The following is a 14,707-nucleotide window of genomic DNA, read 5'->3' on the forward strand; positions in this document are numbered from 1 at the left end:
AGCCATGGAGAAGCTGACCGTGCCCACCCTCATCGTCACGGGCGACGAGGACGAGCCCTGCCTCGAGCCCGCCCTCTTCATGAAGCGCAAGATCCGCTCGTCCGGCCTCGTGGTCATGCCCAAGGCCGGGCACACCGTCAACCTGGAGGACCCCGACGCCTTCAACCGGATCGTCCTCGATTTCCTCACGGCCGTGGATGCGGGACGCTGGCCCCTGCGCAATCCCGCGTCCATCAGCACCTCCGCCATCCTGCCCCCCGAGCCAGCCCGACAAGGAGCGCCGTCGCGATGAGCCTGCCCCTCGAGCCCTATACCGTCATCGATCTCACGCGCGCGCGCTCGGGCCCGACCTGCGTGCGCCAGCTCGCCGACGTGGGCGCCAAGGTGATACAGATCTGGGCCCGCGAGGACACCGGGGGCGATTTCCCGCGACGCGGCTTCGACTCGCTGAACCTCCATCGGAACAAGCGCTCCATGACCCTCGATCTCAAGTCGCCGCGCGGCGTCGAGATTCTCAAGCGCCTCGTCGCCCAGGCTGATGTCGTCGTGGAGAACTTCCGCCCCGACGTCAAGCACCGGCTCGGCATCGACTACGACACCCTCGCCAAGATCAACCCGCGACTGATCTACGGCAGCATCTCGGGCTTCGGCCAGACGGGGCCCTACCGCGACCGGCCGGGCTATGACCAGATCGCGCAGGGGATGGGCGGTCTCATGTCGATCACGGGATTGCTGGGTCAGGGTCCGGTGCGCGTGGGCATTCCCGTCGCCGATCTCACGGCCGGGATATTCCTGGCCCAGGGCATCCTGGGGGCGCTCATCGAGCGCGAGCGCTCCGGCAAGGGGCAGTGGGTGCACACCTCGCTGCTCGAGGCCATGGTGACCATGCTCGATTTCCAGGCCGCGCGCTGGCTCATCGACGGGAACATCCCGCCCCAGGCCGGCAATGACCACCCGACCTCCATCCCCACGGGGGTCGTCAAGACCGTCGACGGCCACATCAACATCGCCGCCTCCGGCCAGCACATGTTCCGCCGGCTCTGCGAGACGCTGGGCACGGAGACGCTCCTGGACGACGCGCGCTTCAAGACGGCGCCCGACCGGTCGAAGAACCGGGCGGCCCTCGCCGCCGAGCTCGACAAGGCCTTCGTGACCAAGAGCAGCGCCGAGTGGGTGGAGCTGCTCAACGCCAAGGGCGTGCCCTGCGGCCCCATCTTCAACATCAAGGAGACCTTCGACAACGAGCAGGTGCAGCACCTGGGGCTGGCCACGACGGTCAAGCACCGCGAGCTCGGGGAGATGCGCATCCAGCGCCCGCCCGTCACGCTCTCGCGGACGCCCAGCTCGGTCCGGACGGCGGCGCCCGACATCGGTGAGCACACCGACGAGATCCTGGGTGAGCTGGGGTTTTCCCAGGCCGACATCGACGCGTTTCGACGGGACAAGGTGGTCTAGCGCCATGAGCTCGCCCGCCCCCTATGAGCCCGAGAGCGTGGCCGCTCTCCTCGAGAGCGCCGTGGCCACCATCCGCGCGGAAGTGGAAGCGCTCGCCAAGCCGGTACACGTCTGGCACCCGGAGGCCGGCGAGTGGTCCATCAACGAGATCATCGGCCACCTGATCGAGGCCGAGCGACGAGGCTTCGCGGGGCGGATCAAGATCATGCTCGCCTCCAAGGATCCCCAGCTCGAGGGATGGGACCAGAATGAGGTGGCCAGAGGCCGCCGCGACGACATGAAGCCGGCCGTCAAGCTCGTGGCCGAGCTCGAGCGCATGCGCGTGGAGAGCGCCAAGCTCGTGCGCGGTCTCTCCGCCGCCGACCTCAAGCGGGGCGGGCAGCATCCCAAGGTCGGATGGCTCCGCGTCTCCGATCTCCTCCAGGAGTGGGTGCATCACGACCGGAATCACATCAAGCAGATGCTCTCCAATGTGCAGGCCTGGGCCTGGCCGCACATGGGCAATTCGCAAAAGTTCTCTGGAGAGTAGGGGCGGCGCCGGCGGGGCGCGGGCCGCGCCTCGTCGGATCAGCGCAGAAGGAGCGGAAACCATGGCCGAGCTCGATGCGGACGACGACTATTCCACCAGTGGGGATCCCGAAGAGCAGTCCATCAGCCCCGCCGTCTTCAATGATACGGTCGGCACGCTCGGCCCCGCGGACCCGGTGCTCTTGCGCGAGACCGCCTCGGTGGCTGAGGCGTGCCAGCGCATGGTTCAGGCGCGCCAGGCCGCCGTCCTCGTCGTCGATGCGGGCGGGAAGCTCGCGGGCATCTTCACCGAGCGCGATCTCTTGACGCGCGTGGTGGGGCGCGGCCTCGATCCGAAGGCCACCGCGCTCGCCGACATGATGACGCCCAATCCCGAAGTGCTCTCGCTCCGCGACCGGGTCGCCTATGCCGTGCACTGCATGAGCGTGGCGGGTTACCGCACGGTGCCCCTGGTGGACGCCCAGCACAAGCCCGTGGGCATCGTCACGGTGAGCGATGTCATCCGCTGGCTGGCCACCCTCTTCCCCGCCACCGTGCTCAACTTGCCCCCGGGAGGCGACACGCTCAAGCGCCCCGGCCAGGTCGACTCCGGCTAGCTTACCCAGCACTCGCCTCGCCGCTCTCCTCGCCTGCGGCTCGTCGGCAGCGTCTCAGCTCGAACTTCAACTCCGCCCCTCACCCTACCCTCTCCCCAGAGGGGAGAGGGATCAGAATTGGGATTTTTGTATCCCTCTCCCCCATTGGGGGAGAGGGTAGGGTGAGGGGGTCAGCCATTCAGCTCGCCGACGAGGGCGCCGCGGTCGAGCCTCAGGCCCGCGGCCGCTCAGTACTTGAAGATCGAGAACTCGATCTCCTTCTCCGTGATGAACTCCAGCAGCACGGGGATACCCTCTTCGGTCTTCTTGATGGCGCGCTGGATGGCGGGCACGATGTCGCCGGGCTCCGTCACGCGCTCGCCGTGGCCGCCGAAGGCCTTGGCCATGTCCGCGTAGTTGCCGGAGATGTCCGTGCTGCGGTACTTCTCGGTGGCCGTCTTCATGATGGGCAGTTCGATGGCCATGGAGAAGTTGTTGAGGAGCACGGAGAGAATGGGAATGCGCTCGCGCACCGCCGTCTCGAAGTCCATGCCCGTGAAGCCGATGGCCGCGTCGCCCCAGACATTGACGCAGAGCTTGTCGGGATGTGCGAGCTTGGCGCCCATGGCCAGCCCCAGGCCATAGCCGAGCTGAGTGGTCTTGCCCCAGCCGATATAGCTGAGGGGCTCCGTGCATTCCCAGAAGGGCGAGATCTGGTCGCGGGGGCTGCCCGCATCGTGGGTGATGATGGTGCGCGCCGGGTCCACGGTGTGCAGGAGATCGTTGATCACGCGGTACGGCGAGAGCGGCTTGGCGCTCGAGGTCAGCTTGGGCATCCACTGCGTCATCCACTCGCCTTTGATGCGCTTGATCTCGGCAGCAATAGCCTGAGCCCGGCCCCGCGGCTTGCCCTTGAGGCGGTCCTTGACCTCGAGCAGCAGCGCGTCGAGGGTCAAGGCGGCGTCTCCCACCAGCGCGCGCTCAACGGGCACGTCCTTGTTGATGTCGGCCGGGTCCAGGGTGGCATGGATGATGGCCTTGCCCTTCGGCATGGCCACGCCGTAGTTCGTCGTCGAGAAGCTGCAGCCGATACCGAAGATGACGTCGGCGTTCTTCAGGAACTCGTGAAGCTGCTTGGACACCGAGCGGCCGCCCGAGCCCAGGGAGAGCGGGTGGTTCTCGGGGAAGGCGCTCTTGCCCTGCAGGCTCGTGGTCACGGGCGCCTCCAGAAGCTCGGCGAGCTGGCGGAGCTGGCTCCAGGCCTGGGCGTAGTGGACGCCCTGACCCGCGTAGATCACGGGACGCTCCGCCGCCACCAGCGCCGCCGCGACCTCGGCGACCGCCTTCGGGTCCGGGCCCGAGCGCATGCGGGGGGCGGCAGTGTAGTTGAGGGGCTCCGGAATTTCCTCCTGGAAGACGTCGGTCGGGATTTCCACGAGCACGGGGCGCGGTCGGCCATTCTTCACCTGGGTGAAGGCGCGACGAAGCGCGTCCGGCACCGCGTCGGGCATGATGACCTGCTCGATCCACTTGGTGACGTGGCGGTAGTTGATGAAGGAGTTGAAGTTCGGCGGGATGTTGGTGATGCGCCGCGGATAGCCCCCCGGCAGCACGACGATGGGCACGGAGTCGCCATAGGCCTGCGCCACGCCGCCGAAGGCGTTCTCCGAGCCGGGACCGTGCTGCATGGTGAAAACGCCGATCCTCTGACCCGAGGTGACACGGCTGACCGCATCGGCCATGTGCAGGCCCGTGCGCTCCTGCCTCACGATGATGGTGCGAATATCGGCCTGAGCGGCCGCCTCGATGATGGGATTGACGGGGTAGCCGATGAGGAACTTGACGCCTTCACGCTTCAGGATCTCCGCGACCGCCGCGACCGCCTTCATGGCGCTCTCCTTTAAGGTAGGGGGACCGGATGGGAACGCCGGCCATGCTACCATGTCCGCCGACGAGCCGCAGAGAGCGGCGACACGAAGGAGCGCCGAGGGCTGATATGTCCGATAGCGAGATCATCTGGCGGCCCACCTCCGAGGTCATCGAGCGGGCGCGACTGACCCAGTTCATGCGCACGCACGGGGTCGCCTCGCTCGAAGCGCTCCAGCGTCGCAGCGTGGACGACGCCGAATGGTACTGGGACGCCGTGTCCAAGGATCTGGGCTTCCGGTGGATGACGCCCTACCGCCGCGTCCTCGACACGTCACGCGGGATCGCCTTCCCGCGCTGGTTCGAGGGCGGCCTCATGAACCTGTCCGACAACTGCGTCGACCGCCACGTGGACGAGGGCCGCGGCGAGCAGCCCGCCATCATCTGGGAGGCGGAGGACGGCCAGGTCCGCACCATCACCTATCGGGAGCTCTCGCACGAGGTCAACCGGCTTTCCAACGTGCTCAAGCGTCTGGGCGTCGAGCCCGGCGACGCGGTCGGTCTCTTCCTGCCCATGTGCCCGGAGGCGGCCATCGCCATCATGGCCATCTGCCGGATTGGCGCCATCTACTCGCCGTCCTTCTCCGGCTATGGCGCGCAGGCGGTGTCCGCCCGCCTCGTGGATTGTGAGGCCAAGGTGCTCATCACCGCCGACGGCTTCCCGCGCCGTGGTCAGATCGTGAAGATGAAGGAGACCGCCGATGAGGCGGCCGCGCTCTCCCCGTCGGTCAAGCATCTGCTCGTGCTCCGCCGCCTCGGCCGCGAAGTGGCCTGGACGTCGGGGCGGGATGTCTGGTGGCACGAGGCGATGGCGCGCGAGTCCGCCGAGTGCGCGGCGCTGCCCGTGGAGGCCGACCGGCCGTGCTGCATCACGTACACGTCGGGCACCACGGGCAAGCCCAAGGGCGTGGTGCTGACCCAGGGCGGGTTGCAGATGAAGATCGGCCACGACGCCGCCTACTTCTTCGACGTCGGGTCGCATGATCGCTTCTTCTGGCTGACCGACATGGGCTGGGTCATGGGCACCATCCTCATCCTGGGCGGGCTGACCAATGGCGCCACCCTCGTGCTCTTCGAGGGCACGCCCGACTATCCCAAGCCCGACCGGCTCTGGGCCATCGCCGAGCGCCACCACGTCACCGTCATGGGGCTTTCGCCCACGGCGGTGCGGGCGCTCATGCCCTACGGCGCCGACTGGGCCCGACAGCACGAGCTGACACACCTGCGCATCTTCGGCTCGACGGGAGAGCCGTGGAACCCCGAGCCCTATCGCTGGGTCTTCGAGCACGTGGGCCGCTCGCGCATTCCCATCATCAACTACTCCGGCGGGACGGAGATCTCGGGCGGCATCGTGACGTCGTTCCCCATCGCGCCCATCAAGCCGTGCTCCTTCAACGGCCCGGCGCCCGGCATGGCCGCCGACGTCTTCGGCGAGGACGGCAAGCCTGTGAGAGGGCAGGTGGGCGAGCTGGTCATCACGAGGCCCTGGCCGGGCATGACAGCGGGCTTCTGGAAGGATCCGGACCGCTATCTCGAGACCTACTGGTCGCGCTGGCCGGATGTCTGGGTCCACGGGGATTGGGCCTACATCGATGAGGACGGCTTCTGGTTCGTGACGGGCCGCTCGGACGACACCCTCAAGATCGCCGGCAAGCGGCTGGGCCCGGCGGAGGTCGAGTCCGTCCTCGTGAGCCATCCCGCCGTCGCCGAATCCGCCGCCGTCGGCGTGCCTCACGAGGTCAAGGGCGAGGCGGTGATCTGCTTCGTCGTCCTGCGTCCCGACACCACGCCGGGCGAGAAGCTCCGGGCGGAGCTGTCGGACCTCGTCGCGCACCAGATGGGCAAGGCGCTCAAGCCCGAGCGCGTGGTCTTCGTGGCCGACCTGCCGAAAACGCGCAGCGCCAAGATCATGCGGCGGGTGATCCGCGCGACCTATCTGGGGAATGATCCCGGTGACCTCTCCTCGCTCGACAATCCGGCCAGCATCAAGGCCATTTCCGAGGCGCGCTAGCCCAGACCATTCATGAACGCGTCTTTCTCATCGTACGGCCCCCTCACCCTGCCCTCTCCCCCGCGACGGGGGAGAGGGATGAGGAGAACCTCTTCACCCTGCACGCTTCCTTTTCATCCCTCTCCCCCATTGGGGGAGAGGGCAGGGTGAGGGGGAGCCCGTGCTGGCGCATCATCCGAGCTAGCGACATGGACGCCATCACTTTCTTCCTGATGCGCTACAACGATCTCCACGGAGGGCTCGTCGACGGCCTCTTCTCCAAGCTCTCGGAGGCGCAGCTTCGCGGACGGCCGCACCCGGGGGTCAACACCGTGGCGTGGCTCCTCTGGCACTCCGCGCGCATCGAGGACGTCGGAGTGAACCGCTTTCTCTCCGATCGGCCCCAGGCGCTGGACGAGGGATGGCTCGGACGTCTCAAGGTGCCACGTCGCGATGTCGGCACGGGCATGAGCGATGCCGAGGTGGACGAGCTGAGCCTGCGCATCGATCTGGAAGCGCTCCGCGGCTACTGGGAGGCGGTGACCACCCGGACGCTGGCCGTGGTCGAGACCTTGGAGGGCACGGATCTGGAAGCGCTGGTTCCGGGAGAGCGCGTCCGGAGCGTGGTGCTCGCGGAGGGCGTGGTGGCGCCCGGCGCCGAGTGGCTCACGGAGTTCTGGGCGGGCGGGCGAAGCCGCGCCTGGGTGCTCGCCCAGATGGCTCTCTTGCATCCTTTCGGTCACTACTACGAGGCTCGGGTCGCCGCCGGGCTCTGGGGAGTCCGCAGTCCATGAGGAGATGACCATGACCATTCGCTTCGATCCGAGCGGCCCCTACGAAGTCGAGGAGCGCGATGTCCCCTTTGCCCGGCCCGCGGGCATGGAGCTGCTCGCGCGCATCTACCGGCCGAAGGGAGATGCGGCGGCGCCGCTCGCCGCGCTGGTGGACGTTCACGGCGGCGCCTGGAACCGACTCGATCGCACCGTCGGTGTCCATCACGGCCGCGGCTTGGCCGCCAGTGGATTAGTCGTCATCTCGCTGGACTTCCGCCAGGGCCCGGACCATCAGCATCCGGCCGGGAGCGCGGACGTCGCCGCCGGGGTGCGATGGACGCGCGCCCACGCGCGCGAGCTCGGCGTCGATCCGGCGAAGATCGGCCTCATCGGTCAATCGAGCGGGGGGCAGCTCGCCCTCCTCGTCGCCCTCAAGCCCGGTGCTCCCGAGCATATCGGCACGCCGATCGTGTTGGCGAACGACGCCGTGGACAGCGCGCCCAGCGACGATTCCGTTGCCTTCGTGCTCGCCCTCTATCCCGTGGCGGATCCGCTGGCCCGCTACCGCTACGTTCTCGGCCGCGAGGCCGAGCCGCCCGTGTCCGGCTTCGAGCCGCAGAGACTGATCGCGTCCCACCGCGCCTACTTCAAGGACGAGGCGGCGATGGCGGAGGCGAGTGTCACGCGGATTCTCGAGGAGGGCATGGCGGGCGCGCTGCCGCCCGCGTGGGTCGCCCAGCCCGATCTCGACGACAATGTGCCGGCTTCGATCACGGAGGCTTTCGTGCGCGCCTATGCGAGGGCGGGTGGTCAGATCGAGCGCGTGCACTTTCCCGGGGCCCGTCACGGCTTCATGCAGCGAGCGGGGGCGGACACCGACAAGGCCATCGCCCTCATGCGCGAGTTCATCGGCGGCCAGCTCTCGGAATCGAGAAGCTGAGCGAAGCTCACGTGCCGTCGATGCGTGTCGGCATCCTCATCCCCACTCGCGGCGTCATCATGCAGTCCGCGCAGCGGCCCCCCGTCGAGGAATGCTGGACCATGGCCCGCCTCGCCGACGAGGCCGGCTACGACGCCGTCTGGGTCGGCGACAGCGTGGTGGCCAAGCCGCGGCTCGAGCCGCTCACCACGCTCGCCTACATTGCCGGCATTGCTCCCCGGGTTCGACTCGGAACGGCCGTGCTCCTCCCCGCGCTGCGCCAGCCCGTTGTCCTCGCTCACCAGATCGCCAACCTCGACCAGATCTCGAAGGGCCGCGTGCTGCTCGGCCTCGGAGTGGGCTGGAGCCTGCCCTCCGCCGAGCGCGAGTGGGCGGCGTGCGGCATGGACCACAAGCGGCGCGCCCGTCGCCTGGAGGAGCACATCGAGATCTGGCGCATGCTCTGGCGCGGCGAGCCGGTGACGTATCAGGGCGACGGGGTGGAGCTGACCGATCACACCATCGGGCCGCTGCCCTGGCACGAGGCCGGGCCGCCCGTCCTGATCACCGCGGGAAATCGAGGCGAGATGCTCGCGGCCTCCTTCGACCGCTTCGGGCGCCTCGGGGACGGGATCATCACGACGTATGTCCACTACGACGAGTGCCGGCTCGTGCGCGAGCTCGGGGAAAAGGCGCTGGCGCGCTACGATCGCGCCCGCCCCGACTTTCCCCTCTGCGTGTACACCACGGTGCGGCTGGAAGAGGACGTGGCGACCGCCCAGCGCGTGACCACCGAGTTCCTCGCCACCTACTACGGGGGTGGTGTCCACGAGCGGGGCGCCATGGGCCTGGGCCCCCCCGACGCGGTTATCGCCTCCCTGAGCCGCTACGCCGAGGCCGGCGTCACGGACCTCTGCATCCGCTTCGTGGGCGACGATCAGCTCGCTCAGCTCGAACGCTTCACCGCGACCGTCTTGCCCTTCCTCCGCGCCTGACGCGGTCACGTTTCGTTGTGCCGGGCGGAACGTGACCAAGACCCATGCCCGGCCCCACATGTCCAACGACAACCCATCCTCGGAGGCGCAGTTCAAGACGCTGAAGTACCGGCCGGCCTTCCCGGAGCGATTTGGGTCTCACCCAACACCCTGGTGCGCCCGCACGCAGCATCGAATACCTGGCTATCCGACTTGCCCACGAGGACACCATCGCGTAGCCTGCCCTCGATCGTAGCGCGGTCGTAACGCCTTTGAGAGGGAAGGAGAGGCCGATGCGTCGGGGGGCAAAGCCTGGGAAGGCCAAGGTCGAACCCAAGCTGCCAGCCCCCAGTAAGTCGCTGAAGAACGAAGGCTCTAGGGTCCGCCAGCTTCAGAAGCGACTGGGGGAAGCGCTGAAGCGCGAGGCGGAGGCGTTCGAGCAGCAGACGGCGACGGCCGAAATCCTCCGGGTCATGAGCAGCTCACTAGCGCAGCTCCAGCCAGTCTTGGACGCCATTGCCGAGCGAGCGGCGCGCCTGTGTGATGCCTCGAACGTGACCATCATTCTCAGCGACGGTGAAGCTCTTCGCATGGAGGCTCACTACGGACCGCTCGCCAGGCAAATCGGAACAAAGCTGCCGATCGATCGCAGAACCGTCTCAGGGCGAGCGTTCATCGAGGGGCATCCGCTTCACGTGGATGACCTGTCGGAAACGGCCGACTTCCCTCTGGGCAGGCAGATGGCTGCGCGCCTCGGGATTCGGTCATTCCTCGCAGTTCCGCTTGTTCGAGAGGCCGTGCCGATTGGCCTGATAACGATGCAGCGAACAGAGATCCGCCCCTTTTCAGAAAAGCAGATCGAGCTGCTGAAGACCTTCGCCGACCAGGCCGTCATCGCCATCGAGAACGTGCGGCTCTTTACCGAGCTGCAGCAGAAGAACGAGGCGCTCACTCAGGCGCACGCCCAAGTCAGCGAATCCCTCGAGCAGCAGACGGCGACGAGCGAGATCCTGGGCGTTATCTCGAGCTCCCCCAGCGATCTGGCTCCGGTGTTTGACACCATCCTTGAGAGCGCCCTGCGTCTCTGCGACGCCGACCTCGGTCTCCTCTTTCTCTACGACAGCGACGGGTTCCGGCTGGCGGCGGAGCGTGGCGCAACGCCCGCCTTCGTCGAGTATCTGCGTGTCCGACGCCACCCTGGTCCGCGCACCGGCCTCGGCCGGCTCCTTATTGAGAAGAGCCCCGTCCAGATCGAAGACTTGATCCAGGACATCGCGTATCAGGAGCAGGACCCCCTTCGCGTGGAGAGCGTCAAGCTCGGGGGTGTGCGCACATGGCTCGGGGTGCCGATGCTGAAGGAGAGCAGTGTGATCGGGGCGATCGCGATTTATAGGCGGGAGGTCCGCCGGTTTGCCGACAAGCAGGGAGACCTGCTGATGACCTTCGCCAACCAGGCGGTGATCGCCATCGAGAACGTCCGCCTCTTCAAGGAGCTGGAGGCGCGTAATCGCGACCTCACCGAGGCCCTCGAGCAGCAGACGGCGACGGCTGAGATCTTGCGCGTCATCAGCCGGTCGCAGACCGACGTCCAGCCGGTCTTCGATACGATCGTCAGAAGCGCCGTGAGGTTGTGCGACGGGATCTTCAGCACGCTCTTTCAGTTCGACGGCGAGATGCTCCATCTCGTTGCCGCACACAACCTCACCCCCGAAGCTCTCACGGCGCTGCATCGCCTATATCCGGGACGCCCAGCCCGGGCCCTTGTGGCAGGGCGGGCGATCCTCGAGCGCGCGGTGATCCACATTCCCGATGCCGAACTCGAACCGGACTCCCGGCAGCGAGACATTGCCCGTGCAGTCGGCTGGCGAAGCGCCCTCATTGTCCCAATGCTGCGACAGGGCGCCCCCATGGGCGTGATCACGGCGGCGCGTGCCGAGCCCGGACCGTTCTCGGACAGCGAGATCGGGCTGCTCAAGACCTTCGCCGACCAGGCCGTCATCGCCATCGAGAACGTGCGCCTCTTCAAGGAGCTCCAGGCGCGGACGGGCGAGCTGACCCAGTCGGTCGAGCAGTTGACCGCGCTGGGCGAGGTCAGCCGGGCCGTGAGCTCGACGCTGGACGTCGAGACGGTGCTCGACACGATCGTCTCGCGTGCCAGCCAGCTGGCAGGCGGTGCCGGCTGCTCGATCTTCGAGTACGACGAGGCGGCCGAGCAGTTCGAGCTGCGCGCCGCCCACCACGACGACCCGGAGTTCGTCGAGGCCCTCCGGGCGGCACCCCTCCGGAAGGGCGAAGGGCTCACGGGGCGCGCGGCCGAGATGCGCGAGCCTATCCAGATCCCCGACATCACCCAGCCTGGGGCCTACCAGAGCAGTGTGCGGGACACCCTCGTCCGGTTCGGTTACCGGGCGCTCCTCTCGGTGCCCTTGCTCCGTGAGGACCAGATCATCGGCAGCCTGTCGTTCAACCGGAAGGCGCCGGGTGAGTTTCCCCCGGAGGTCGTGGACGTCCTGAAGACCTTCGCCACCCAGTCCGCCCTGGCCATTCAGAACGCCCGGCTCTTCCGGGAGATCGCGGACAAGAGCGCCCAGCTCGAGGCGGCCAGCCGGCACAAGTCGGAGTTTCTCGCCAACATGTCGCACGAGCTGCGCACGCCGCTGAACGCCATCATCGGGTTCTCGGAGATCCTGGCCGAGAAGATGTTCGGGGACATCAACGAGAAGCAGACGGAATACCTCCAGGACATCCTGGAGTCGGGACGACATCTCCTCTCCCTCATCAACGATATCCTCGATCTCTCGAAGATCGAGGCGGGGCGCATGGAGCTGGAGTGGGCGGAGTTCAACCTGCCGAACGCCCTCGAGAATGCCCTGATCCTGGTGCGAGAACGGGCGAGCCGGCGTGGGATCAGGCTGGGACACACCATCGACGAGCGGCTCGGTGCGATCGGCGGCGACGAGCGGAAGGTGAAGCAGGTCCTCTTGAACCTCCTGTCCAACGCCTTGAAGTTCACGCCCGAAGGGGGACGGGTCGACGTCCGCGCCGATCTGAACAACGATGTGGCGGAGGTGTCCGTAACGGACACCGGCGTGGGCATCGCCCCCGCGGATCAGGACGCGGTGTTCGAGGAGTTTCGGCAGGTGGGCACCGCGGACAAGAAAGCGGAAGGCACCGGGCTCGGGCTGGCCCTCTCACGGAAGTTCATCGAGCTCCACGGCGGAAAGATCTGGGTGAAGAGCCAAGTGGGGACCGGCTCGACCTTCATCTTCACGCTTCCGGTGCGTCGTGAGGAATGAGCCGATCCCGCTACAGTAGACTCACGAGCCCCGTGTCTCATTCTTGTTGACAGGTGTCGTGCCCCCTGCCCTGCCCAGTCCAGCACTGTCGGCAGGCATCCGTTGAGCGCAGGACGAGCGATTGTTGAAGTCTTAGGAGCGCTGAAGCGCGCGGCGCACCTCGGCCAGACGGGAGAGGGAGCCGAGGACCTTGGCGTGGTCGTTGGTCAGGTGGCGGACGATGATGTCCGTGTAGCCGAGGGGTGCCAAGGCGCGGAACTTCTCCACGACCTGTTCGACCGAGCCCCACACGAGGGCGGCCGGGTCGAAGCCTCGATAGCCGGCCTTGACCACGGCCTGACCGACCGCGTCCGCCTCTGCCGCTGACTCGCCCACGTAGATGTCCCGTCTGACGGCCACGGCGGTCGGTTTCTTGCCGTACTTGGCGCACCCATCCAGGTACCAGCCGATCTGTTCGCGCGCTTTCTCGAAGGTGAGCCCGGGGGAGGCAAGCCAGCCGTCGGCGATGCGCGCGGCGCGATCGATGGCCGGACGGACGCTGGCACCGATCCAGTACTCCACGGGCTCGGCGGGCCGGAGGGCGACCTGGGCGTTCTCTACGACGAAGCGCCCTTGCGAGGACACGGTCTCTCCGGCGAGGAGACGCTTCACGAGGTCGAAGGATTCTTCGAAAGCGGATGGACGCTGCTTGATGTTGGCGCCCATGGCGAGGAACTGCGCCTGGCCATCGCCCAGGCCGCACTGGAAGATGAAGCGGCCGCGCGCGATGGCGGCCAGCGTGCCGACCTGCTCGGCGATGAGCACGGGGTTCCACAGGGGGAGGAGAAAGAGGCAGCCGGCGGGCCTATCATTCCACTCCGCGAGCAGTCGCCCCATCATGGGCACGTTCTGGTAGTACACGCCCGGCGTCGCGTGGTGATCGCCCACGAACAGGGAATCGAGCCCCGCCGCCCGCGCGGCGGTCGCGCGCTCGATCATCCACCGCGCGCCTTCGCGAGGATCCTTGACGGTGTGGCTGCTCGTGAGCGAGATGCCGAGTCTCATCGCGATCCTCCGACGGCGTGCCGCACCGCTTGGGTGGTTATGGGAAGCTCGGTGAACCGATGCCCGGTGGCGTCCCTCACGGCATTGGCGATGGCCGCGGGCGCGGCCACCACCGGCGGCTCGCCCACGCCCTTGGCGCCGAAGGGACCGTGCTCTGACGGCACCTCGACCAGCACCGCGCGCACGGGCGGCACCTGCTCGCTGCCCGGCATGGCGTAGTCCATGAAGGTGGCCGAGAGGAGCTGGCCCTCTGGGTCATAGCTCATGCGCTCGAGAAGGGCCCAGCCGAGTCCCTGGGCCGTGGCCCCCTGGATCTGCCCCTGGATGGCCGCGGGGTTGAGGGCGCGGCCCACGTCCTGGACGACGACGTGATCGACCACGCGCACGTGTCCCGTGTCCGTGTCCACCTCGACCTCGGCCAGGTGCGCCGCGAAAGCCGGCGAGCGCACGATGGTCGCCGTGGAGCCGCGGCCGTAGACGGGCTCGTACTTGCCGCCGAACTGCATGGAGGCCTTGGCGAGCTCGGCGATGGGCACGGCCTTGCTCGGCGTGCCGCGCACCTGAATGGCGCGGTCGACCATCTCGAGGTCCTCCACGGCCGCTTCGAGATGCCTCGCGGCGATAGCGAAGAGCTGCTCGCGCGCGTCCCGCGCCGCCTTCTCCACGGCCGCGCCGACGGTGTAGGTGATCTTGCTCCCGCCGCTCGAGCCCGCATACGGCGCCGCCTCGGTGTCCGGATTGACCACGCGGATGAGCGCGGGGTCCAGACCAAAGGCTTCCGAGGCGATCTGAGCGAAGGTGGTATTGGTGCCGCTCATGTCCACCGTGCCCACGATGATGGACAGGGTGCCGTCGCGCTCCAGCCGGCACACCGCATTGGCGGGCTCTATCCCGCCCATCCAGCCGCCGAGCGCTACGCCAATGCCGCGCTTGACCCGCCCCTGTGCCGGCGCGGCCACCTTGCGCAGATCGCGCTCTAACTTGAGCCTCTCGAGGCACGTGCGCAGCCCGATGCGCGGCCACTTGTTGCCATTGGCCATCAGGTCGCCTTCGGCGGAGGCATTGAGGAGGCGGAAGTCCAGCGAGTCCATGCCGAGCGCGCGCGCCATGTCGTCCATCTGCGACTCGAGGGCGAAGGCGGCCTGGACGGCGCCCGGGGCGCGATAGGCGCCATTGCCGGGCTTGTGGGTGAGCACCTCGTAGCCGCGGATGTCCATGTGGGGCAGT

The 14,707-nt window shown here is 67.7% G+C and carries 12 protein-coding genes and 1 pseudogene; 10 read left to right on the top strand and 3 right to left on the bottom strand.

Annotation, left to right across the window (positions count from 1 at the left end):
* The 4 genes from VGT00_20335 to VGT00_20350 all read left to right on the top strand — a co-directional run.
* Nucleotides 1-292, top strand: a 292-nt coding sequence (locus VGT00_20335) for an alpha/beta hydrolase (GenBank protein ID HEV8533779.1), incomplete at its 5' end; no start/stop codon positions are given.
* Nucleotides 289-1,455, top strand: a complete 1,167-nt coding sequence (locus VGT00_20340) for a CoA transferase (GenBank protein HEV8533780.1) — start codon at nucleotides 289-291, stop codon at nucleotides 1,453-1,455. The genes VGT00_20335 and VGT00_20340, both read left to right, overlap by 4 nt.
* Before the next feature lie 4 nt (nucleotides 1,456-1,459).
* Nucleotides 1,460-1,984 (top strand): DinB family protein, encoded by a 525-nt coding sequence (locus VGT00_20345; GenBank protein HEV8533781.1) that lies wholly within the window; start codon nucleotides 1,460-1,462, stop codon nucleotides 1,982-1,984.
* Between the two features lie 61 nt (nucleotides 1,985-2,045).
* Nucleotides 2,046-2,579 carry a CBS domain-containing protein gene (locus VGT00_20350; GenBank protein ID HEV8533782.1) on the top strand — a complete coding sequence of 178 codons (534 nt, stop codon included), beginning with the start codon at nucleotides 2,046-2,048 and terminating at the stop codon, nucleotides 2,577-2,579.
* 227 nt (nucleotides 2,580-2,806) lie between these two features.
* Here the strand turns inward: VGT00_20350 and VGT00_20355 are convergent, their stop codons facing one another.
* Complete coding sequence (locus VGT00_20355) at nucleotides 2,807-4,501, bottom strand: thiamine pyrophosphate-requiring protein (GenBank protein ID HEV8533783.1); 1,695 nt, start codon at nucleotides 4,499-4,501, stop codon at nucleotides 2,807-2,809.
* 53 nt (nucleotides 4,502-4,554) lie between these two features.
* Between VGT00_20355 and VGT00_20360 the strand changes: the two genes are divergently transcribed.
* The 6 genes and pseudogenes from VGT00_20360 (at nucleotide 4,555) to VGT00_20385 (ending at nucleotide 12,436) form a co-directional block, all read left to right on the top strand.
* Entirely contained in the window at nucleotides 4,555-6,495 is a 1,941-nt protein-coding gene (locus VGT00_20360) for an acetate--CoA ligase (GenBank protein HEV8533784.1), read from the top strand.
* Between the two features lie 188 nt (nucleotides 6,496-6,683).
* Entirely contained in the window at nucleotides 6,684-7,268 is a 585-nt protein-coding gene (locus VGT00_20365) for a DinB family protein (protein ID HEV8533785.1), read from the top strand.
* Between the two features lie 10 nt (nucleotides 7,269-7,278).
* On the top strand, nucleotides 7,279-8,187 hold the full coding sequence (locus tag VGT00_20370; GenBank protein HEV8533786.1) for an alpha/beta hydrolase: 909 nt from the start codon (nucleotides 7,279-7,281) through the stop codon (nucleotides 8,185-8,187).
* A 20-nt stretch (nucleotides 8,188-8,207) separates the two neighbouring features.
* A complete protein-coding gene (locus VGT00_20375; GenBank protein HEV8533787.1) occupies nucleotides 8,208-9,161 on the top strand; it encodes an LLM class flavin-dependent oxidoreductase in 954 nt (317 codons plus the stop codon).
* A 31-nt stretch (nucleotides 9,162-9,192) separates the two neighbouring features.
* Nucleotides 9,193-9,300, top strand: a pseudogene (locus VGT00_20380) (IS3 family transposase).
* Between the two features lie 313 nt (nucleotides 9,301-9,613).
* Nucleotides 9,614-12,436, top strand: coding sequence for a GAF domain-containing protein (locus VGT00_20385; protein HEV8533788.1), 2,823 nt, complete (start codon nucleotides 9,614-9,616; stop codon nucleotides 12,434-12,436).
* A gap of 132 nt (nucleotides 12,437-12,568) precedes the next feature.
* On the opposite strand, the gene VGT00_20390 is transcribed toward VGT00_20385, so the two are convergent.
* Together VGT00_20390 and VGT00_20395 are read right to left on the bottom strand one after the other, a co-directional pair.
* The gene (locus tag VGT00_20390) at nucleotides 12,569-13,480 is read right to left on the bottom strand and encodes an LLM class flavin-dependent oxidoreductase (protein ID HEV8533789.1); all 912 of its coding nucleotides are present in this window, start codon (nucleotides 13,478-13,480) and stop codon (nucleotides 12,569-12,571) included.
* On the bottom strand, nucleotides 13,477-14,707 hold a 1,231-nt coding region (locus VGT00_20395), incomplete at its 5' end, for a molybdopterin cofactor-binding domain-containing protein (GenBank protein HEV8533790.1). The genes VGT00_20390 and VGT00_20395, both read right to left, overlap by 4 nt.

Source organism: Candidatus Methylomirabilota bacterium (genome assembly GCA_036002485.1).
In the GTDB taxonomy this organism is placed as follows: Bacteria; Methylomirabilota; Methylomirabilia; order Rokubacteriales; family CSP1-6; genus AR37.